21 protein-coding genes are annotated in these 21,411 nt (G+C 51.9%); 10 read left to right on the top strand and 11 right to left on the bottom strand.

The window, feature by feature from the left end:
• Nucleotides 1-9 precede the first annotated feature (9 nt).
• On the bottom strand, nt 10-933 hold the full coding sequence (locus QWY27_RS10615; protein WP_290197480.1) for an NAD(P)-dependent oxidoreductase: 924 nt from the start codon (nt 931-933) through the stop codon (nt 10-12).
• Nucleotides 934-1,075: 142 nt separating this feature from the next.
• On the opposite strand from QWY27_RS10615, the gene QWY27_RS10610 reads away from it, so the two are divergent.
• From QWY27_RS10610 to QWY27_RS10585, 6 genes are all read left to right on the top strand, one after another.
• Nucleotides 1,076-2,353 carry an NAD(P)/FAD-dependent oxidoreductase gene (locus QWY27_RS10610; protein ID WP_290197479.1) on the top strand — a complete coding sequence of 426 codons (1,278 nt, stop codon included), beginning with the start codon at nt 1,076-1,078 and terminating at the stop codon, nt 2,351-2,353.
• 27 nt (nt 2,354-2,380) lie between these two features.
• The gene (locus QWY27_RS10605; protein ID WP_290197477.1) at nt 2,381-3,334 is read left to right on the top strand and encodes a cation diffusion facilitator family transporter; all 954 of its coding nucleotides are present in this window, start codon (nt 2,381-2,383) and stop codon (nt 3,332-3,334) included.
• Nucleotides 3,335-3,379: 45 nt separating this feature from the next.
• Complete coding sequence (leuC, locus tag QWY27_RS10600) at nt 3,380-4,804, top strand: 3-isopropylmalate dehydratase large subunit (RefSeq protein WP_290197475.1); 1,425 nt, start codon at nt 3,380-3,382, stop codon at nt 4,802-4,804.
• Nucleotides 4,801-5,457, top strand: a complete 657-nt coding sequence (leuD, locus tag QWY27_RS10595; RefSeq protein WP_290197473.1) for a 3-isopropylmalate dehydratase small subunit — start codon at nt 4,801-4,803, stop codon at nt 5,455-5,457. The genes leuC and leuD overlap by 4 nt, the downstream gene beginning before the upstream one ends.
• A 22-nt stretch (nt 5,458-5,479) precedes the next feature.
• The gene (locus tag QWY27_RS10590) at nt 5,480-6,670 is read left to right on the top strand and encodes a CaiB/BaiF CoA transferase family protein (RefSeq protein ID WP_290197471.1); all 1,191 of its coding nucleotides are present in this window, start codon (nt 5,480-5,482) and stop codon (nt 6,668-6,670) included.
• A gap of 79 nt (nt 6,671-6,749) precedes the next feature.
• On the top strand, nt 6,750-7,697 hold the full coding sequence (locus QWY27_RS10585) for a hydroxymethylglutaryl-CoA lyase (RefSeq protein ID WP_290197641.1): 948 nt from the start codon (nt 6,750-6,752) through the stop codon (nt 7,695-7,697).
• 11 nt (nt 7,698-7,708) lie between these two features.
• Here QWY27_RS10585 and QWY27_RS10580 read toward each other — a convergent pair whose 3' ends face one another.
• The 10 genes from QWY27_RS10580 to recA all read right to left on the bottom strand — a co-directional run bounded on the left by QWY27_RS10580 (nt 7,709) and on the right by recA (nt 17,865).
• The gene (locus QWY27_RS10580) at nt 7,709-8,407 is read right to left on the bottom strand and encodes a fumarylacetoacetate hydrolase family protein (RefSeq protein ID WP_290197470.1); all 699 of its coding nucleotides are present in this window, start codon (nt 8,405-8,407) and stop codon (nt 7,709-7,711) included.
• Nucleotides 8,408-8,442: 35 nt separating this feature from the next.
• Entirely contained in the window at nt 8,443-9,975 is a 1,533-nt protein-coding gene (locus QWY27_RS10575; RefSeq protein WP_290197469.1) for a heme biosynthesis HemY N-terminal domain-containing protein, read from the bottom strand.
• A gap of 2 nt (nt 9,976-9,977) precedes the next feature.
• On the bottom strand, nt 9,978-11,156 hold the full coding sequence (locus QWY27_RS10570) for a uroporphyrinogen-III C-methyltransferase (protein WP_290197468.1): 1,179 nt from the start codon (nt 11,154-11,156) through the stop codon (nt 9,978-9,980).
• A gap of 79 nt (nt 11,157-11,235) precedes the next feature.
• Nucleotides 11,236-12,048, bottom strand: a complete 813-nt coding sequence (locus QWY27_RS10565; protein ID WP_290197467.1) for a uroporphyrinogen-III synthase — start codon at nt 12,046-12,048, stop codon at nt 11,236-11,238.
• A 6-nt stretch (nt 12,049-12,054) separates the two neighbouring features.
• Complete coding sequence (hemC, locus tag QWY27_RS10560) at nt 12,055-12,987, bottom strand: hydroxymethylbilane synthase (RefSeq protein WP_290197466.1); 933 nt, start codon at nt 12,985-12,987, stop codon at nt 12,055-12,057.
• 342 nt (nt 12,988-13,329) lie between these two features.
• A complete protein-coding gene (sucD, locus tag QWY27_RS10555; protein ID WP_290197465.1) occupies nt 13,330-14,211 on the bottom strand; it encodes a succinate--CoA ligase subunit alpha in 882 nt (293 codons plus the stop codon).
• A gap of 19 nt (nt 14,212-14,230) precedes the next feature.
• Nucleotides 14,231-15,391: an ADP-forming succinate--CoA ligase subunit beta gene (sucC, locus tag QWY27_RS10550; protein WP_290197464.1), complete on the bottom strand. Its 1,161-nt coding sequence runs from the start codon at nt 15,389-15,391 to the stop codon at nt 14,231-14,233.
• 49 nt (nt 15,392-15,440) lie between these two features.
• A complete protein-coding gene (locus QWY27_RS10545; protein WP_290197463.1) occupies nt 15,441-16,016 on the bottom strand; it encodes a DUF2889 domain-containing protein in 576 nt (191 codons plus the stop codon).
• Nucleotides 16,017-16,153: 137 nt separating this feature from the next.
• Nucleotides 16,154-16,681 (bottom strand): recombination regulator RecX, encoded by a 528-nt coding sequence (gene recX / locus QWY27_RS10540; RefSeq protein ID WP_290197462.1) that lies wholly within the window; start codon nt 16,679-16,681, stop codon nt 16,154-16,156.
• A gap of 14 nt (nt 16,682-16,695) precedes the next feature.
• The gene (gene recA / locus QWY27_RS10535; RefSeq protein WP_290197461.1) at nt 16,696-17,865 is read right to left on the bottom strand and encodes a recombinase RecA; all 1,170 of its coding nucleotides are present in this window, start codon (nt 17,863-17,865) and stop codon (nt 16,696-16,698) included.
• Nucleotides 17,866-18,110: 245 nt separating this feature from the next.
• Between recA and QWY27_RS10530 the strand changes: the two genes are divergently transcribed.
• The 4 genes from QWY27_RS10530 to QWY27_RS10515 all read left to right on the top strand — a co-directional run bounded on the left by QWY27_RS10530 (nt 18,111) and on the right by QWY27_RS10515 (nt 21,363).
• A complete protein-coding gene (locus QWY27_RS10530) occupies nt 18,111-18,788 on the top strand; it encodes a response regulator transcription factor (protein WP_290197460.1) in 678 nt (225 codons plus the stop codon).
• 154 nt (nt 18,789-18,942) lie between these two features.
• Nucleotides 18,943-20,334 carry a sensor histidine kinase gene (locus tag QWY27_RS10525; RefSeq protein WP_290197639.1) on the top strand — a complete coding sequence of 464 codons (1,392 nt, stop codon included), beginning with the start codon at nt 18,943-18,945 and terminating at the stop codon, nt 20,332-20,334.
• 169 nt (nt 20,335-20,503) lie between these two features.
• Entirely contained in the window at nt 20,504-20,800 is a 297-nt protein-coding gene (locus QWY27_RS10520) for a hypothetical protein (RefSeq protein ID WP_290197459.1), read from the top strand.
• Nucleotides 20,797-21,363 carry a tetratricopeptide repeat protein gene (locus QWY27_RS10515; protein ID WP_290197458.1) on the top strand — a complete coding sequence of 189 codons (567 nt, stop codon included), beginning with the start codon at nt 20,797-20,799 and terminating at the stop codon, nt 21,361-21,363. The genes QWY27_RS10520 and QWY27_RS10515 overlap by 4 nt, the downstream gene beginning before the upstream one ends.
• Nucleotides 21,364-21,411 lie beyond the last annotated feature (48 nt).

The following is a 21,411-nucleotide window of genomic DNA, read 5'->3' as shown; positions in this document are numbered from 1 at the left end:
GAATGCTCCTTAGCGAATGGTGCCCTGCCCCGAAATTCGGCGGCAGTGGTTTAAAGATGCTTCAATCAGATTGTCACTTGCTTCAGGTGTTCTAAAAGCAGAGTGAGCCGAGAGCGTGACGTTTTCAATCTGGGTGAAAGGATGATCTTTGGGTAGAGGTTCGATTTCGAATACATCCAAACCGGCGTGGGCAATCTTGCCAGCTTTCAATGCCTCAATCAAAGCGGGCTCATCAATAACCGCTCCACGAGCGGTATTGACCAAAATCACCCCATCTTTCATTTGAGCAATGCGAGCACGCGAGATAAATCCGCGCGTCTCGTCATTCAGTAGCAAGTGCAGTGAAATCACCTGACTGTTAGCCAACAACTCATCAAGGGAGACAAACTTGACACCCGGGTAGGACTTTGGTGTGCGGTTCCAGGCCAGGACTTGCATGCCGGCGCCTAGCGCCAATCTTGCCATTTCAGCTGCAATACCGCCGAAACCAATCAACCCCAGGGTTTTGCCGGTCAGCTGAACAGCCTCAGTACGCAACCAGTTGCCAGCACGCATCTCACGATCCATGCGGGCAAAACCTTTCGCGGAGGACCACATCAAAGCAAAAGCGCACTCCGCAACGGCTGTATCGCCATAGCCTTTGATAATGTGCACTTCAATTCCGATTTGAGCCAACTCCTCAGGATTCATGTAAGAGCGTGCGCCGGTACCGAGAAAGACGACGTGTTTTAAGCCCTTGCACTGTTTTGCGATCTCAGTAGGTACCGCTGTGTGATCGACAATCAAAATCTCAGCATCACCCATCACAGCTGGGATCTCTTGCGGTGTGATATCAACCTGGCGGTTAACGACCAGAGCGATATCATCAGGGCGGTGCAAACGCTCAGCCACATCACCCAACGTGGCACTCGCATCGATAAAAACAGCTTTCATGTGAATCGGTTCCCGGATAAAAATGTAAAAATAGATCATACCGGAGTACGCGCGGACGCGAACACCCCTTGATGCTACGATGTTTTCTCTTAAAAACCCAAATAACTTTGGGCTATTAACTTCCTTCTTAAAATTCAAAAACATGGCCAGTCAAGACCACGTCGTCATTATCGGGGCAGGCATCATCGGCGCGACGAGCGCTTATCAGTGTCTCCAGGCCGGGCTTCGGGTTACCTTGGTAGAACCCGAACAGCCAGGCAACGAGCAGGCTGCAAGCTATGGCAACGCCGGGTGGCTGTCTTCACATTCCGTTCTCCCACCCGCCACGCCGGGAGCCTGGAAACATGTGCCTAAATGGCTAGCCGACCCGCTTGGACCGCTCGCCATACGCTGGCGTTACTTTCCTCGTGCACTTCCTTGGCTCAGGAGATATCTCAGCGCGGCCTCCAATTACACCAAGATTGAACGTACTGCTGTCGCCTTGAGATCGCTGCTGGCCGGGGCACCGGCTATCCATGAAGAAATGGCTGATGAGGCCGGGGTCAGTCATCTCATCGTGCGCACTGGGCTTTTACATGTCTATTTGTCCAAAGCTCACTTTCTCGAAGATGCCAAAGCCTGGGAGATTCGTCGCAAAGAAGGCGTCGAATGGAAAGAGCTTGACGCCGAAGCGCTTGCCGCTCTTGAGCCTGACTTGGATCGCCGCTACACATTTGGTGTACTGGTACCCGAAACCGGCAGCTGCAGAAATCCTGGCGCCTACACCGCCGCACTCATTCGCTATGCTCAGTCCAGGGGAGCGCAGCTCATTCGCGCGCACGCAACGGGCTTTCGTATTGAACAAGGTAAACTTAGCGCCGTTCTGACAGATAAGGGCGAGATAAGCTGTGACAAAGCTGTCATCGCAATTGGCGCACGCGCCAAGGCTCTTGCGCGTCAGGCAGGCGATGAGGTCTCTCTAGAATCCGAACGTGGCTACCACGCCGTGTTGAGTCATCCGGAAGCAGGTCCTCGGACACCTACAATGTTCGCAGACTGCAAAGTAATCGTCACTGGCATGGAGCAAGGACTGCGCGTAGCCGGGCAGGTCGAAATCGCCGACATAGACGATGTGCCTGATTGGAGACGTGCCGAAATCTTACGTCAACACCTAGTCAAACTCTATCCTAAGCTACCGACAGATCTTTCAACAGATAGAATCAAGATTTGGATGGGACGTCGGCCAAGTACGCCTGACGGACTTCCCTGCATCGGCCTGGCCTCAGGCTGTGCGGATATCATTCACGCCTACGGCCATGGTCATGTCGGGTTAGTTGGCTCGGCCAGAACGGGTCGTCTGGTTGCCCAACTGGCCCAGGGCGCTCAACCAGAAATTTCCCTGGCACCTTTTAGCCCTCAGCGTTTTACACACGCTCCTTAATGAACTCCGCTAAAACGAGACTTACCCATGCTCCCTTCTGATCTGCAAGATGATAGTGAGGAATCGGCTTTTACGATCGAGCAAAGAGCCGCGGCCGCCAATCGAAGCACCTGGGTCAGTGTTTTTGTGAACCTGGTGCTTTCGACTACCCAAATCATCGTGGGTGTCTTGGCTAAATCTCAAGCGTTGATCGCTGACGGTATCCATTCGCTTTCGGATTTGGTGGGTGATTTTGTTGTGCTATTGGCTAGCCACCACGGCAAAAAAGACGCCGACGAAGACCACCCCTATGGGCATCAGCGCTTCGAGACAGCCGCTTCGATGGTACTGGGCGTTTTACTGATGGTGGTCGCCATTGGCATGCTTTGGTCTGCCTTTGAAAAACTCAAAAACCCTGAAGATATTCCGACTGTTCATGGTGCAGCGCTATGGGTAGTTGGTATCGCACTCATCTCAAAAGAGACCCTCTTTCGCTACATGTTGAGGGTCGCTAAACGCGTGAAGTCCAGCATGCTGGTTGCAAACGCTTGGCATGCCCGTTCAGATGCTGCTTCCTCTCTGGTTGTGGCAGTGGGCATTATCGGCAATCTTGCGGGCTACCCCATTCTCGATCCAATTGCCGCGTTATTTGTAGGCCTTATGATTGGAAAAATGGGCTGGAGCTTTGGCTCAAGTGCCTTTCACGACCTCATGGACCGTTCAGTTGATGAGCAAGAAGTAGCGGCGATTTCAGCGACTCTCTTGCAAACACCGGGAGTGCTCGGTGTACACGATGTCCGCACACGCAAGATGGGCGATATGATTGTGGTCGATGCGCATATTGAAGTCGATGCCCACCTTACTGTTGAAGAAGGCCATGATATCGGTCTGGCCGCGCGACAAGCTGTCATGCAGCGACACCGTGTACTGAATCTTTTGACACACATCGACCCTGTGCCATCGCGAACGGATAAAAATATCACCGCCACGTCTTCAACGTAAAACGACACATCTAAGCTCATTTTGATCAATCAGGAAGTCTGACAGATGACATCCCCTCACTCCCCTCAAACGCTGTTTGAAAAAATCTGGCGCAAACACCTTATTGTCGAACGATCAAGCGGGCCCTCACTGCTTTATATCGATCGACACATTATTCACGAAGGATCATTTCACGCCTTCAGCGCCTTACGCGAGCGCGGATTGAAGATCAGAAATCCCAATCAAATTTTTGGCGTCGCCGATCATTACGTCCCCACCATCAGTCGTAAACCACAAGATGCTGCGACACCCGAGATCACGGAGATGATCACGCGCTTTGACAGCAATATGTCATGGAGCGGCGCCCATTACTTCCCGATCAACGATGCGCGTCAAGGCATCATTCACGTCATGGGACCGGAGCAAGGCATAACTTTGCCTGGTGCGACACTGACCTGTAGCGATAGCCATACTTCGACCCATGGCGCGTTTGGCGCCCTAGCCTTTGGCATCGGACAGTCCGAAAGCACGCATGTTTTGGCCACTCAGTCTCTTTGGCAAAACAAACCACGCAGTTTCAGAATATCTCTGACGGGTAAACGCGTTGAGGGCGTATCGGGAAAAGACATTATCCTCGCCATCATTTCCCGGATCGGCTCCTCGGGTGCGACCGGTCATGCAGTCGAGTTCGACGGACCTAGTCTGAGCTCACTTTCTCTCGAAGATCGCCTCACGATGTGTAACATGACCATCGAAGCAGGAGCACGCTTTGGCATCATGGCTCCCGATGAGCAGGTGTTTGACTATTTATATGGTCGGCCTTTTGCACCAAAAGGACATGACTGGGATCGGGCACTACAACAATGGCGTGCCCTGGCCTCCGACCCCGACAGCACATGGGACAAAGCAATCGAACTGAACATTGGCGACCTGGCACCGATGGTCACCTGGGGCACCAGTCCGGAGGCTGCACTGCCTATTACGGGTGTTGTTCCAGATCCTGCTGATGTTGCGCATGCTGCAACAAGACAATCAATGTCTGATGCGCTCAACTATATGGCCCTCACCCCCGGCACCCCCTTGAGTACGATCAAGATCGACAGAATATTTATCGGCTCGTGCACCAATGCCAGACTGTCTGACTTGCGCAGCGCGGCCAGGATTTTAAAAGGCGCCCAATCCAAAGTACCCGGCATCGTTGTCCCGGGCTCGATGGAAGTCAAGCGTGCGGCTGAAAAAGAAGGACTGGATCGTATCTTCAGACAAGCTGGGCTTGAATGGCGCGAACCCGGTTGCTCGATGTGTGTGGGAGTCAACGGTGATACCGCCCCGGCCGGTGTTCGTATCGCCTCAACTTCAAACCGTAACTTTGTAGGACGTCAGGGGCCAGGTGTAAAAACGCATTTGATGAGCCCCGCCATGGTCGCAGCTGCCGCGGTCACAGGCTGCTTGACGGATGTACGCACGATGCTTTCAAGGATCTCTTCATGAAGCCCTTTCTGACACTGGATGGTTTTGCCGCTCCGATCGAAGGTCGAAATATTGATACAGACCAGATTATTCCTGCGCGCTTTCTTAAGAAAAAACGAGGCGAATACGCTGATTATCTTTTTTATGATCTGCGTGTAGACGCCAATCAACAACCGCGCAAAGACTTTGTGCTGAATCAAGCTGCTTATCAGCACACAAACATTTTAGTGTGTGATGAAAATTTTGGTTGCGGCTCTTCGCGCGAAGCCGCTGTTTATGCCTTAGTCGACTACGGCATTAAAGCTCTTCTGGCCCCTAGCTACGGCGATATTTTTTACAATAATTGCTTGAAAAATGGCGTGTTGCCAATTGTGCTCCCGCAGCAGGTCTTGCAAACCTTGCGCCTGCAACTCGCGCATGCGTCAAGATCCAAGACTCCTCCTGCTATTGTGTCCGATGATCTGAGAATCAAAATCGATCTTGCTCTACGTACCGTGCACGCTTCACATTTGGCTCAGCCATTGCACTTCGAAATAGATCCTTTTTGGCAGGAGTGTCTGATGAAAGGCGTCGATGAAATCGAACTGACGCTTGGGTATCAGGATCAGATTCATACTTTTGAACAAAAACACAGAAACGAGCAGCCTTGGCTAAACGCCAAGCTTTCCAACTAAATCCACATTCACCTCTATCTCTATGACTCTTCCCTTGAGCGGCCTGCGGGTCATTGAACTTGGTCAGCTGATCGCCGGCCCTTTCGCCTCGAAAATCCTCGCTGAATTTGGTGCGGATGTAATAAAAATCGAGCCTCCTCAAACGGGTGATCCGTTGAGAACTTGGCGTCTTCTTCATGACGGGACATCTGTATGGTGGGCTGCCCATGCGCGCAATAAGCGCTCGGTGACACTTGACTTGCGTCAGCCAGAAGGCCAGGAGGTCATCCGCAAACTGGCAGCGGATGCTGATATTTTGATTGAAAATTTCCGTCCAGGTGCAATGGAAAAATGGGGTTTGGGCTTTAAAGATCTCCATGCAATCAATCCAAAGCTCATCATGCTTAGGGTGTCTGGTTACGGCCAATCCGGCCCCTATCGAGACCGTCCTGGTTTTGGAGTGATCGGAGAAGCAATGGGCGGATTACGCTACCTCAGTGGAGAGCCTGGTCGTCCACCTGTGCGCGTGGGCGTTTCTATTGGCGATACCTTGTCCGGTCTTCACGGCGTCATCGGAATCATGATGGCGTTGAGACACCGCGAACAACAAGGCGGTTTAGGTCAAGAAGTCGACGTTGCGCTCTACGAGTCCGTCTTTAATATGATGGAGAGCTTGTTACCCGAATATTCAAAATTCGGTGTCGTGCGCCAACCCTCGGGTGCGAGTATGCCTGGCATTGTGCCAACCAACGCCTACCTGTGCAATGATGGCCGATACGCCCTGATTGCAGGCAACGGGGACAGTATTTATAAGCGACTTATGGAGGCAATCGGAAGAAGCGATTTAGCGAACGATCCCAAGCTGGCTAACAATGTCGGTCGCGCAGCCAACGCCGAGCGTATTGATGCGGCGATTTCCGCCTACACCGAGCGACATAGCCTGGATGAGGTGCTTGAAGCGATGAATCAAGCAGGTGTGCCAGCCGGAAAAAGTTATGACGCTTCAGACATCGCGCATGACCCGCACTATCAGGCTCGGGACATGATCCTTGATGCAACATTGCCTGACGGCTCGACTGTGCAGGTACCGGGCATTGTGCCAAAATTAAGTCAAACACCTGGACAAATCACCCGTCAAGCGCCAGAACTTGGGCAACATACCGCTGAGGTACTCGACAGTCTTGGGATCGACGCCTCCAAGCAGGCAGAATGGAAGACAAGAGGCATTATTTAGTTGCTATTTAGACACCTCGTTCTGCCACATACTTCATTCAATGATTGTTTTATCCTGATATTTAAAGAGACACACGATGATGACAAGCGCACGCCCCAGAATATATATGCAGGAAGTCGCCACGCGCGATGGCTTTCAAAACGAGGCCCAGTTTATCGAGACAGAAGACAAAGTCCGCGTCATCGATGCCTTGAGTCAGTGTGGCTTTGCCAAAATTGAAGTCACTTCATTTACCTCACCCAAAGCGATCCCGGCACTTCGTGATGCCGAGCAAGTCATGCACGAAATCACCCGTCAACCGGGTGTTGAGTACACGGTACTCGTACCGAATGTCCGCGGTGCGGAACGTGCGTTGTCTTGCGGGATCGATGAGGCTAATCTGGTGATGTCTATGAGCGAAACGCACAATCGTTCAAATCTGCGCATGACACGAGAGCAATCCTTCGCTCAATTAGAGCAAGTCGTTGCCGCGATTTCCGGTAGCCCGGTTGCCATCAATATCTCGCTTTCCACCACCTTTGGGTGTCCGATGGAAGGCGATGTCAGTGAAGACGAGGTCATGCGTTGGATTGATCGCTTTGCCAATTTGGGAGTCAAGCGTGCCACGCTGTGTGACACAACGGGTATGGCCTACCCATCACAGGTCCGTTCGATTGCCACGCGCGCAAAATCGTTATTTCCGGATATCGTATTTACCATGCATTTCCACAATACGCGCGCGATGGCACAAGCCAATGCTCTTGCTGCAATTAGCGCCGGCATCGATCGGTTTGATGCCTCTTTGGGCGGAATCGGTGGCTGCCCCTATGCACCCGGCGCAAGCGGAAACGCCTGCACGGAAGATATGGTGCATATGCTGGAACTGGAAGGTTTTAATACCAATATCAATCTAGATCGACTATTAAAAGTGGCCGCAATGTTACCTGGCTTAATCGGTCACGATGTACCCAGTCAGTTGCTCAAAGCAGGCGGGCGCAACACCTTGCACCCCGCCCCTGCCTATGCCGCTGAGATCGGCAAGGCATAAGCAACCCCTGCCTAGACTATATGAACTTCGAACTCACCCAAGCCGGCGATGTGACCAACAAGTTTGTCACCTTTGACCACAGCCCCAACTCCTTCGGGGGTGCCCGTGAAAATTAAATCACCGGCTTTGAGTTCGAATAATCCTGATAGGTAAGAGATACTTTCAGGAATATTCCAGATCATTTGGGACAAATCACTGGTCTGTTTTTGCTGACCATTGACATGCAGAGAGATCTTGCCCTCAGACAAAATGCCCGTCGCTGTTTTTGGATGAATGGGACCAATCGGTCCTGACTGATCAAAGCCTTTACCAACCTCCCAGGGACGGCCCTGCTTTTTCGCCTCGCCCTGCAAGTCGCGACGCGTCATATCCAAACCTAACGCGTAACCAAAGACGCAATCATTGGCCTGTTCTACGGGTATGTCACGTCCACCCCGGGCCAAAGCCACCACCAACTCCATCTCGTAATGCAAATTGGAGGTCTTAACGGGGTAAGGCATTTCACCGGCCTGACCCGCCGGAATTGGAATCAAGGCATCGGCTGGCTTGCAAAAGAAAAAAGGATCTTCGCGGCCGGTAAAACCCATTTCTTTAGCATGTTCCGCATAGTTGCGGCCGACGCAATAGACCCGGCGCACAGGGAAAAGCTTGTTGCTACCCACAACAGGCAAACCAACAGTTGCCTGCGGCTCGAAAATAAAGTCAGACATTTTGATTGACATCCAGGGAGTTGGAAGAGGAATAATTAAACTTTCTTGTCCGGCAAAGGCGGAAGTGTTGTCACTGGAGCCGGTTCACCCAGACCCGTGACAGGCGCGCTGTCGAAGTAGTCGTCGAGATTGTCACGCCCAGGCTCAAGTATGGTTGGATTGACCGAGGTGGTTCTCGTTTCAACATCATGCTCGTGACTGGAAAGACGTGACGCAGAAGTCGACCCTGAGTTGTCAGGATAAAGCGATGCCGTATCGCGATCCCAGTTCGCCGGGAAACCGCTTTCTGACAAATATGAAAGGCCTTCCGCATGCAAAACGCCAGGGTCTGCCGCAGTCTCAGCAATAGGCAAGAAACTATCCGACGCAAGCACTGGAAGTGCCGCACCGATCGCTGTTGCCATGCGCCACTGATCCGCAGCATCTTTAGGACGATTGAGCTTATCGTACAAGCTGCCAAGCAGAGCATGTACGCGCGCATCTGCGCGCTTGGTTAAGCTGCGCACCAAATAGTTTTCAGCTTGTCCCCATATCTGACCAATCAGACATAAATTACCTACACAAGCAAGCAAGTCCGCGTCATTCGGTCGAGACTGCACCCAGGCTTCAGCTTTTTCTAGGCGTCGCTTCACTTGGGAGGGTTCGGCGCGTGCATACGCAGCCAACAAACGGGGCTCGTACGAAAGAGGAATCGCCTGCTCCAGGGCTCGCGAAGCCTCATCCAGTAAGCCATTGGCTTCGAAGGCCGCAGCGCCTGCCAACGCGACCTCGGGCAATGTTCGTTCTTCGGATTTAAGGTCTTTCCAGAAACCCTGCCAAGCACCGGAGTGCGTAGTCTCTCGCAGACGCGCAGCCGCAGCGGCCTCAATAATCTGACGTGCTTCCGTATCGTGCAAGGCACCACGTCGATTCAGCGTACGGGCAAGAGTAAAAACCTGTTCGTGTCGGTTGAGCTGACGATAGGCGCGAAGCAATAAACGCAAGGTATGAATATGCCTCGCGTTGCCTTCCTGGAGTGGCAAAAGCTCTTCCAAAGCTTGAGCGGCAAGTCCCTGATCCAGGTACAAATCAGCCGCGGCAGTCGCGATCGCCTCTTTAAGCGATCGATCGTCAGAGGTCTTTTCCTTGGCAAGCGAAATTAAATGATCGCGTCTGCCAAACTCGCCGAGCGCATGCGCTGCACGTGCGGCTGAGAGGGCCGCCAACACCTGTCGACTGGCATCCTTGCTACGATCAAATAACTTAGTCAAATCTTTTTCTGCATGCGAGTAGCGACCCTCAAGCAGCTCAGTCCACCCTTGCTCCAACAGCGCCTGATCGCGATTCACTTGGCGCCTGATATTCCAGCCACGCACACGCGTGGGAATGGCTGTCAACCAAGCCGAAATACGCAAAAACCAATAAACAAAAACAAACAAGCCAACTAAAGAGAGCACCGCAAATGCAAGCGAAACCTGCACACGCCAGTCATTCACCAAAATCAGCACATGACCAGTGTTCTCACGTAAAACAACGGCAAACACGACGGCCGCAGTCAGCAGTACAAGTGTCCAAAGCCAGGTTCGCATGATTACTGTCCGCCTGATGGAGCAGGCTCAGAGGAGCGGACCGACTCCAAGGCAGCCAAGCTGTCTTTAATGTCTGGAAGAGGCGCGGCAATCTGAATACTCGACAACTCCTGAACCAAGCGCAGCGCCGCCAGCGTATCAACTGCCTTTGGATCGAATCTCGAGGTCAGACTCTGCTGGATATGGGCGAGCTCCGACCTCCAAACAGGAGCCTGGTGCATGAGGAGCGCCATTTGAGCAGTGAGCACGCGTGTTCGCAAAGAGGCACGCAGTAAAGCGCCTTGCTCGGGGGACATCAGCAACGCGTTGGAATCACTGACACGCTGAATATTGACGACTTCTGCGAACTCTCGTGTCACGACTGCAGAAGCAGATTTTGTCCAATGGAGCGTGAGCTCCCATACACGCTGCCACCATGGCATATCGGCCGGCAAGACAGGTGCTTTATCTTTGGTGGTTTGAGCGTCACTGTTGAGAGATTTTTGCGCCGCAGTTTCTGTGGAATGGGCATTAGACGAAGCCAACACTGGGGCGGCAGCATCTGGCAATACCAACGGGGCACGAGCCAACAGCGTACCCAACATCTCAAGCCTATTGGAAAGCTGCGCAACATCAACAAGTGGCACCGCACGCAAGCGCTCCAAATCCAGGGTAATGGCACGCTGTACACCCGCAAAACGAGAACGGTCCGCACGCGCGAGTAATGACTGTGCCGCCTCAAGCGTCACAATCGCATTATTGACATTTCCAGACAAGCGAAGCTGCTGACTCGCCGTGGTCAACAAACGATCAATATCATTTGCAAGCATGGAATCTTCCATGCCATTATTGGAGCTAGCCAAAAGTTGCTCGAGCGCGCCAAGCTGACTTTTCGTTTCTTGCTGTGCTTGTTCGAGCGCGGAGACTCGACCCGCTTGGGATTGGGCCAATCCGAGCGCCTGGGTTGCATCACGGCGCACATCGTTGATCTGTGAGGTGAGAGTTTGAACCTGATTTGCAAACTCTCTGCCGATCTGCTCAAAACGTTTTTGTTGAAACCACGCAACGCCAGCCGCAACGAGCGCGATCAATAAAAACAAGATGACTAGCATGAAAGGCCAAGTCGGCCCGCCTGAACGCTTTTTTCCTTTTAACAAGGCAGCGCTCGGCTGGGGATGGCTGGGAGTATGGGTTTCGGTCATGCTTATATTGTAGCCTCAGCGATCAAAATTTTGTCTTTTCCTCGAAAAAGCTCCCTAACTGAGAAGGTGTCGGCTCGGACTAGCCCTCCGGGCTCACTTGGCCGGAGATGCGCTTAAAACCCTCCAAAATGACAACATCCTCAGGACTTGCAACGATACATGACAGCTGCGCAACTGGGCATTCAAGCAACTGACACAAAACTGTCTGAAGTCGCTCATGTGTCAAGATAAAACGGCTCGAGGCAAACCAGTCGATCAAGCCCAAGGTTTTGATATTTCTAAAAATCGCCTCCACGCCATGAGGGCTGGTCAAAAGCCAATAAGGTTTTATACCCTGAAGATGTAGAGACTGAAAATGTTCGGACAAAGAGGTAGGCCATTGCGCTTCTTGGCGACGATATGCCTGATGAAGCGTCACCTCAACCCCCTTGTCACGCAGACGCTGACTCAGCCAATCGCGACCATCTTGTCCACGAACAATCAACACTTTGTTTAAAGGTGTCTGCAGCTGCTGCAAAAGTGGCCACAAAGACTCTGAGTCTTGGGCATGGGTTCCATCAGGATGAAGAATTGGAGTTGCTTGCCCAAATAATCTGCCAATCGCACCCGCCGTCACAGGACCCATGCAGGCGGCAAGCGTTTGAGGTGGCCAGGCAGAAAAGCCCGCTGATGAAAGTTGTGTGTGATAGCCCGTCACGGCGGATCGGCTGACAAACACAACGAGATCGAACTGTTCAGGACGAGGGACCGAAACAGTATCAACGGGCACCTCGCGTATATCGAGCGCGGGACACTCCGTGACAGACCATCCGCGACGTTGCAGGCTGTTCATCACAACAGTGTTCCGCCCGGCAGGTCTGGTCAGTATCGCCGTCAGTCGATCCTGTGTCATCTTGCGTCAGTTGCTCTCAGAGAGGCTGGCAAGAATGACACCCGCCCCCTGCCCGATCAACTCCTGCGCAACGTTCAAACCAAGTGCCTGAGCCTGAGCGGAAGGACCGCTCGTCGATGCGCGATAAATAGTTTGACCATCCGGTGTCGCAACCAAAGCCCGCACAGTCAGCGTTAAGCCATGCAGTTGAGCATAGGCTGCCAAGGGAACTTGACAAGAGCCTCCCAAGGCGCGCGAGACAGCGCGCTCGGCCATCGTGCACACCGTCGTCTCGGAGCATGCGAGCGGTGCGAGTAGCTCTCGCAAGTCAGAGCGTGTCTGTAAGATCTCAATACCAAGCGCACCCTGACCGGCGGCCGGCAAGGACTCCTCTATTGTCATGCGCGAGCGAATGCGATGGCCAAGCCCTAAACGCTCAAGACCAGCCGCTGCAAGAATAATTGCCGCATACTGTCCCGAATCAAGTTTAGACAACCGCGTATCAAGGTTGCCACGCAAAGGCTGGATCGCTAAATGCGGAAAGCGGGATTTCAGTTGCGCCTCGCGACGCAAGCTCGAAGTCCCAACCACTGCACCAGAAGGTAAGTCAGAAAGCGAAGCATAATCATTCGAAACAAAAGCATCGTGACAGTCTGCACGTGCAAGGACAGTGGAAAGCTCAAAAGGTGCTTCCATATCAACAGGCACGTCTTTGAGGGAATGCACGGCCAAGTCGGCACGCCCATCAAGCAATGCCAGTTCAAGCTCTTTGATAAATAGACCCTTGCCACCGACTTTTGAGAGGCTACGGTCGAGAATCTCATCGCCGCGCGTACTCAGCTTAAGCAACTCAACCTGTGCGTCCGGATATAAAGCCAAGAGGCGTGCCTGAACATGCTCAGCTTGCCAGAGAGCGAGGCGACTCGCGCGCGTCGCGATGACTAGTTTCCTAGAAGTCACTCGTATGCTCTCAGCGCAAATAGTTTAAAACGATCGTCAAGACGATCCCGACTACACCAAGCAGTCCAAGCCATTGCAAAATCGTTAAGCTGCGTTTCGGCTTGTTGTTTTCCATCATTCATCCTATCGTTCATACAAAATAAATATAAAGCCGTGATCCAACACTACGACTCGGTAGATCCAACTCCCTCATAACTAGATTTGAACACGGACTGCGGATTAATTCACCCTCTGTGCCAAATCTGCTTGATTTGAAATAAAAACATTCAAAATAAAACGCCGACACGTCCAAGACGAGCCGGCGCTTGTAGAACAAGGAACGTCAGTTCTGGCGATATGGTTTTAGAGTACGGACTTCAGCAACTTTCCCATTTCCGATGGATTCTTGGTCGTACGAATACCGCAGGCTTCCATGATTTCAAGCTTGGCATCCGCAGTGTCAGCGCCACCTGAAATCAGTGCACCGGCGTGTCCCATGCGTTTTCCAGCAGGAGCGGTCACACCAGCAATGAAGCCAACCATTGGCTTTTTCATATTCTCTTTTGCCCACAAGGCCGCGTTGACCTCGTCTGGACCGCCGATTTCACCAATCATAATGACAGCATCAGTATCCGGATCATCATTAAACATCTTGAGCACGTCAATGTGCTTCATACCGTTGATTGGATCTCCACCAATACCCACTGCACTTGACTGACCCAAGCCGAGCTCGGTGACTTGAGCCACGGCTTCGTAAGTCAAGGTTCCGGAGCGGCTGACGATACCAATACGGCCTTTGCGGTGGATATGGCCAGGCATAATGCCGATCTTGATTTCATCGGGTGTGATCAGCCCGGGGCAGTTGGGACCCAGAAGCTTGGTCTTGCTGTTCATCGTGGCCATACGGTGCTTGATCTCGAGCATATCGCGAACAGGAATACCCTCGGTGATGCAAATCACTAAATCCAGCTCAGCCTCGATCCCTTCCCATATCGCTGCAGCAGCACCTGCGGGGGGGACATAGATCACGGAAACATTCGCACCTGTCTGGGCCTTGGCGTCTTTAACAGAGGCGAAAATTGGAATCCCTTCGAAATCCTCGCCGGCTTTCTTGGGGTGGACACCCGCGACAAACGCGGCCTGCCCGTTGGCATAAGCACGCGAGGTCCGAGTATGGAACTGACCGGTTTTTCCGGTGATTCCCTGTGTAATGACTTTAGTATCTTTGTTGATAAGAATCGACATTTCAGAATCCCTGGCAGAATTATTTGGCTGCTGCGACAACACGGGTAGCCGCGTCGGCCATCGTGTCAGCGCTGATGATGGGCAGGCCCGATTCGGCCAACATTTTCTTGCCCAACTCTTCGTTGGTACCTTTCATACGCACCACGAGTGGCACATTCAGGTTGACGGCTTTGCAAGCAGTGATGATGCCTTGGGCAATCACGTCACAACGCATAATGCCACCGAAAATATTCACCAAAATGGCCTTGGTGCCTTTGTTGGCAAGCATGATTTTGAATGCTTCGGTCACGCGTTCAGCCGTGGCACTACCACCAACATCGAGGAAGTTTGCTGGCTCACCACCAAACAGTTTGATCGTGTCCATCGTCGCCATCGCAAGACCCGCTCCGTTGACCAGACACCCGATGTTTCCATCAAGCTGAATGTAAGCTAACTCGTGCTTGCTGGCCTCGATCTCGGCTGGGTCCTCTTCATCCAAGTCACGATAGGCAACAATCTCAGGGTGACGGAACATCGCATTCGGGTCAAAGTTGAACTTTGCGTCCAAGGCGATTATGTCGCCAGAGCCTGTCAAAATGAGAGGGTTGATTTCGGCCAATGAGGCATCCGTGTCCCAATACGCTTTATAGAGTTTTTGAAATTCTGCACAAGCTTTTGAAACGGAAGCCTCAGGTACGCCGATGCCGCGAGCAAGCTTTGACGCCTCTTCATCAGTCAAGCCCTTGCCGGGGTCAACAAAAACCTTGAGAATTTTTTCAGGATGCTTTTCAGCGACTTCTTCAACATCCATGCCGCCTTCACTTGAGGCCATCACGCATACGCGTTGCGTGGCACGATCAGTCACAATGCCGACATAGTATTCTTTTTTAATGTCAGCACCCTCTTCGACCAGCAGGCGACGAACCTTTTGCCCCTGAGGACCGGTCTGATGCGTGATCAATTGCATACCCAGGATTTCCGACGCCAGTTTTTTGACTTCGTCGATTGAGCGAGCCAATTTGACACCGCCCCCCTTGCCTCGTCCACCTGCGTGGATCTGGGCTTTAACCACCCAAACTGGTCCGCCAAGTTTTTTAGCCGCCTCTACAGCCTCATCCACGCTAAATGCAGGATAGCCTTTAGGAACGACTACACCAAACTTCCGAAGCAACTCTTTGCCTTGATACTCATGGATTTTCATGGGAATCCTGTCCGTCCAAATAAACTAAAAAAAGCGAGAGCCTGGTGTACTAAGTACCAGGGACCGGGGGTGTTGCACTAGAATTTACATACCACTGCGGATAATGTTCTTTTGTCACTTCGCCGTCAGTACGCCAGGCAAAACACCCACCCAACTGAAAAGGCTTTCGTCCTGCGGACTCAGCCTCAGCGCGTTTTTGACCCGCCATGCTTTGAACAGCAGCAGTCGGCAGCACCGCAGCCAGCTCAGTCATATGCGTACAACCAGCAGTTCGACCGAAACGATCTTTGATCTGCTGGCGAAAACTTTTTAACAAATTCATCCCAACCAAATCCTGATACGCACCTGAAATGGACGAACAAGAAACACCAAATGGCGAAGCATCATACAACGCAATGGCTTCTTTAATCTCGAATGAACGATCAATGGTGATACGAAGATGCATGTGATGGAAAGGCTGACCAGCCTCTTGCAATGTACCGTTTCTCTTGGTGTAAGAGTAAGATTTACTGTCAATCAACTCGGCCTCGATATCCCAGAGACCATCCTCGCGCTCGAAGGAGTGAACCTGTATCGAACGATTGTGCATCGGTTTGCGAGGGCAAGCTGGCGCTGGGAGCGGCATACGGGATAAGTTGTCAGTTGACACATTGCAACAAAGATCAAAAGTATAGCTCACCATATTCCCTATGACCTACTTTAGAGGGTCAGCCATTCGTTTGACCATATTGACGTCATGGTCTCATACTTAAAATGCTACGCTCACTCGTTTGGAAAATCGGGGTTGGATGCATCCTTTAAGACGCGTCGAATAATTTCAGTGGAAAAGCCTCTTGAAGCTAAAAAGCGCCCTTGTTTGGCGTATTCGGCTTGAGTAATAGGTGACTGAGTCAGGCGTGATCCAAACTTTTTTGACCAGACCGCTTGAGCGCGAGAATACTCAGTTTCCTTGAGCTCTGTCATGACTATCGAGATAGCCTCTGGCGCAATCCCTTGAGCTTTCAGATCCTGGACAATACGGGATAAACCATGTCCAGATGCTTTTCGATGGACCCAGCCATTAGTAAAACGCTCGTCTGACTGCCAGCCTGCTTCTGAAAGCTCATCCAGTACTGCGGACAGCTCCTCTGGACTCGCGGCGTGTGGAGCGAGCTTTCGCTCCAGCTCTTTTCGGCTGTGCTCCCTGCGAGACAGCAAACCCACGGCTCTGGCCTTGAGGGACAGACCAGGCCGTGGTGCTGCAGGCTTGGGACCTACTTCAAACTCTTCGTCATCTGAGTCGACAGACACAGGGGTTCTACACTTTACAGGTCTTCGTCAAGATCTGGCTCTGCGGCAACGAGCTTGCTCGCTTTGGCTGAGCTGGCTTTAGTAGCTGGAGCTGGAGTATTAGCTGATGCGGCAGCACTGGCTGAAGTGCCCGCCGCAGTACCAGCAGAGGCAGAACCACCGACGCGAGGAACAACACCAAGCTGTTCACGGACACGATTTTCAATCTCAATTGCCATAGCAGGATGCTCACGCAGGTACTCACGGACATTATCTCTACCCTGTCCAATACGCTCACCGTTGTAGCTAAACCACGCACCTGCCTTATCGACGATACCGGCAGTCACTCCCAAATCCAGGATCTCACCTTCACGCGAAATACCGGCTCCATACATGATGTCGAATTCAGCCTGTTTAAACGGAGGAGCGATCTTGTTTTTCACAACCTTTACGCGTGTTTCGTTACCAACGACTTCATCCCCTTTTTTAATTGCACCAATCCGACGGATATCCAATCGCACGGAAGAATAAAATTTCAGTGCATTACCACCTGTCGTGGTCTCGGGGTTTCCGAACATCACGCCGATTTTCATACGAATCTGGTTAATAAAAATCACCATGCAATTCGTGCGCTTGATGCTTGCGGTAAGTTTACGTAGCGCTTGGCTCATGAGGCGAGCTTGTAATCCAGGCAAGGAATCACCCATCTCACCCTCGATCTCAGCCTTGGGCACAAGCGCAGCGACGGAGTCGATCACGATTAGATCGACGGAGCTAGAACGCACAAGCGCATCAGTAATCTCCAGAGCTTGTTCACCGGTGTCAGGCTGCGAGATCAATAAATCGGTCAGGTTGACACCCAGTTTGGCAGCGTATTGCACATCAAGTGCGTGTTCCGCATCGATGAAGGCGCAGGTTCCTCCTACCTTTTGCATTTCAGCAATCACTTGGAGAGTCAGGGTGGTTTTACCGGATGACTCAGGTCCATAGATCTCAATGACGCGTCCTCTGGGTAAGCCCCCGACGCCGAGCGCAATATCCAACCCTAGAGAGCCTGTGGAGACAACCTGGATGTCGTGTTCGACTTCGTTGTCACCGTAGCGCATGATCGAGCCCTTGCCAAACTGCTTCTCGATCTGGGAAAGCGCTGCAGCCAGTGCCTTGCCTTTTTCAGAAGAGCCAGCCTTGAGGGTTTTATCATCCATGGAAATTCCTTGAGTTGTAGTGAAACGCGAATAGTATGGAAATTATTGCATTCAATTATACTGTACAAATAAACAGTATGACAATAGTTTCCATGTTCTTTTATGTTTTTTTGTTCTCGGGCACTGGGGTTTGTACTGAACGATGAAGGATTTATGACTTGCCCCATATGCAGTAACTTGGTGCTATGCCAGAATAGATCAAAATTTTACTTTCTCGCCGATAGAAGCATTGTTGACACCTACCCATGCGAATCCTGATTGCCGAAGATGACAGCATTCTGGCAGATGGCCTGACTCGATCTCTGCGCCTCAACGGCTATGCTGTAGATGCTGTCAGCGATGGTCTCGCCGCCGACTCTGCACTTCGCTCCCAAGAATTTGACTTGCTGATCTTGGATCTAGGATTACCGCGCATGTCGGGTCTTGAGGTTCTCAGTAACTTGCGCAGCAAAAATTCTCATCTGCCTGTGTTGATTCTCACTGCAGCAGATAGTGTCGAACAGCGGGTAAAAGGATTGGATCTCGGCGCGGATGACTATATGGCCAAGCCCTTCTCCCTGTCCGAACTTGAAGCCAGAGTCCGGGCACTCGCCAGAAGAGGCGCGGGCGGCGGCTCCACGATCCTGCGTCATGGCAAGCTTGAGTTTGACCAGACCGGACGGGTGGCAACCGTCGATCAACACGCGCTTGACCTCTCGGCTCGCGAAGTCAGTCTGCTTGAAATCTTGCTGACCCGCAGCGGTCGCATGGTGAGCAAGACGCAAATCGTTGACCATCTATGCGAGTGGGGAGAGGAAGTCAGCTCCAACGCAATCGAGGTGTATGTGCATCGTCTGCGTAAAAAGCTTGAGCCCAGCGGTGTCAAAATTGCAACCGTGCGGGGTCTGGGCTACTGCCTTGAGCGTGACTCGAGCGCAACATGATGCCCCTGTGTAGTTGGCACCCTTTGACGTTTTGGCTGTGATGCCAAAATCAAATCCCGTCAATCTCGAGGCACTCGCCGTGCTTCAAGTGGGCGCTGAGAAACCCAGTGCGGAATCATCAAGGCGTTCATTATTAGGCGAAATTCTGGACTGGATGCTTGCGCCACTGTTTTTACTCTGGCCCATGAGTATTGCCATTACGTACGTTGTTGCACAAAACCTGGCCAATATTCCTTACGATTTAGGACTGGTCAATGCTTTGCAAATTTTGGGGCAACAAGTAGAAGCAAATGATGATGTCGTGGCTTTACGGATGTCGGCCCCCGCACGACTCGCACTGCGCGTCAGAGAAAATGATGGCGTCTTTTGGAAAGCGATCGGACCCAATGGCGATTTGCTAGGGGGGGACGGAGAACTCCCTACACCCGAGCGCACGGCTGGCGATCAGCCGGATGCCATTTACTATGAAAATCACACTCTGCGGGATTTTGAAATTCGCATTGCCTACACTTGGATGGATCTGAGCACACGCGGCAGTGGGCCAGTGCTTCTCGTTGCCGCCGAGTCTGTCGATCGACGCACGCAACTTGCCAATGACATTATCAAAGGGGTGATTATTCCTCAATTTATCGTGCTACCGATTGCGGTGGTATTGGTGTGGTTTGGTTTGTCACGCGGAGTGGCTCCGATCAATGCTTTACAAAGGAGACTCAGAGCCCGTCGACCCGATGACCTTTCGCCAATCGATGAGCGTCAAGCCCCCTCCGAGATTGGTCCGTTAATTACGGCAATGAATGATTTGCTGGGTCGACTTGAAGCTACCCTCCTTGCGCAACGACGATTTGTCGCAGATGCGGCGCATCAGCTCAAGACCCCGCTGGCTGGCTTGCGCACGCAAGCTGAGCTCGCCATGCGAGGCGAGCCCACTTCCCATACTCAAGCCAGTCTGGAGCAAATTATTGCTGGTACGACACGCGCCACAAGACTGGTGAACCAGTTACTCCTGATGGCAACCGCCGAAAATCCGAACACGATGGCCATGCCACCGACCGATCTGACACACTTAGCTAAAGAGCACATACAAAAATGGATACATGTCGCCCTTAAACATGGAATCGATTTAGGTTTTGAAGGACCAGAACATCCTGTTTATATTAAGGGCCAGAGCCTTCTCTTGGGTGAGGCACTGAACAACCTCATCGACAATGCCATTCGCTACACGCCAGCGTCCGGTCACATTACTGTCAGCCTTTACGAGCAGACAAACTCGGTAGTTCTCGCAGTCGAGGACTCCGGCCCTGGCATCCCTCCAGAAGAACGTGAGCGCGTATTTGATCGGTTTTATCGGGTGTTGGGCTCAGGCGTCGATGGTAGCGGACTCGGACTGGCCATTGTGAAAGAAATTGCTCAGCGACATCAAGCGAATGTGCTCATCACGGATACGCATCGTCAACATCATGAAACTCATGCCACTGGCGCACGCATCGAAATCCACTTTCCAGGCATGCTGCAGCGCACACACGCAGAACCAAAAAGTGAGGGTTAACCCTTTGTTTTCAGGTAAAAATTAACCATTATTTGCCGATCCGCAACAGATGTGTCGACCCTCGCAAATTTGTCAGACAGATGTCAGAAATCAGTCTTACATTGCGACCATCGCATTGCAATCAAACAAATTCGCTCTGTGGCGAACAAAATAAGCAGGGAGACTAGGGTTGCTGCAATTTCTTAACATTCTGCAGTTATTGCTTTACATCGGACTGCTTGCGCTACTGGGACAAGGTGTCTTGTTTCTTATCGCTGGCGCCAGACGTGACACAAATTTGTTTTACCAACTATTTCAAGTTATCAACAAACCTTGGATTTCCCTCGCTGCGTTGATCTCCCCAAAACAAATCGCCACACGCCACCATGCTTTTGTGGCGTTTTGTTTAGTTGCCGCTCTTTATCTGGCGGTTACCGTTGCAAAAATTGAACACTGCGTTTCTGTCGGGATGGCGGGTTGCAAATGAAAATTGATCTGAACTGGCAAAAATACAAGTGGTGTGTCGTGACTTTAATTGTCTTTGGGCAACGACGACGCGCCATCAGCCTGCTTGAAGACATGCTCAAAGACTACCCTGAGGACAGTTATGCACTGGGCAGCATTGCCCACCTGAGCGCGGAGCTCGGTGACAAGCAAAAGGCAATCGAGGTGTATGAGCGACTTTTGCAGCAACCTGATGCTCCAGTCTATGCCTGGTTCAACCTTGGTTTTCTACAGCAAGAACTTGAACACCCCCATGAGGCTGAACGCGCCTTTCGCCGCGCCCTAGAACTCAATCCAAATCTTGATCAAGCTTGGTATGGCTTGGGACTGACGCTCATTCAACAAGGGCGACTTGACGAAGCAGTTGAGGCACTTGAGCGCAACACCAAACTTCAGCCTATGAGTCCTTACGCCTGGTATCAGCTTGCCCGGGTCCAGGTCGATCGACAAAAGCCGGATGAAGCTACCAAAATTATTAGGCACTTAAAAGGTTTTGAACCCAAGTTCGCACGTCAACTCGAGCGCGAAACTGGGCTCAGTGGCTGAATCAAGGCCAATCTGTTTTCTTTGTAGTTTGTTGTTTAGTAGTTTTAT

Source organism: Zwartia vadi, from assembly GCF_030410375.1.
In the GTDB taxonomy this organism is placed as follows: domain Bacteria; phylum Pseudomonadota; class Gammaproteobacteria; order Burkholderiales; family Burkholderiaceae_B; genus Zwartia; species Zwartia vadi.
Note: the sequence above shows the minus strand (reverse complement) of the source record. Positions and strands in the feature narration are given on the sequence as shown.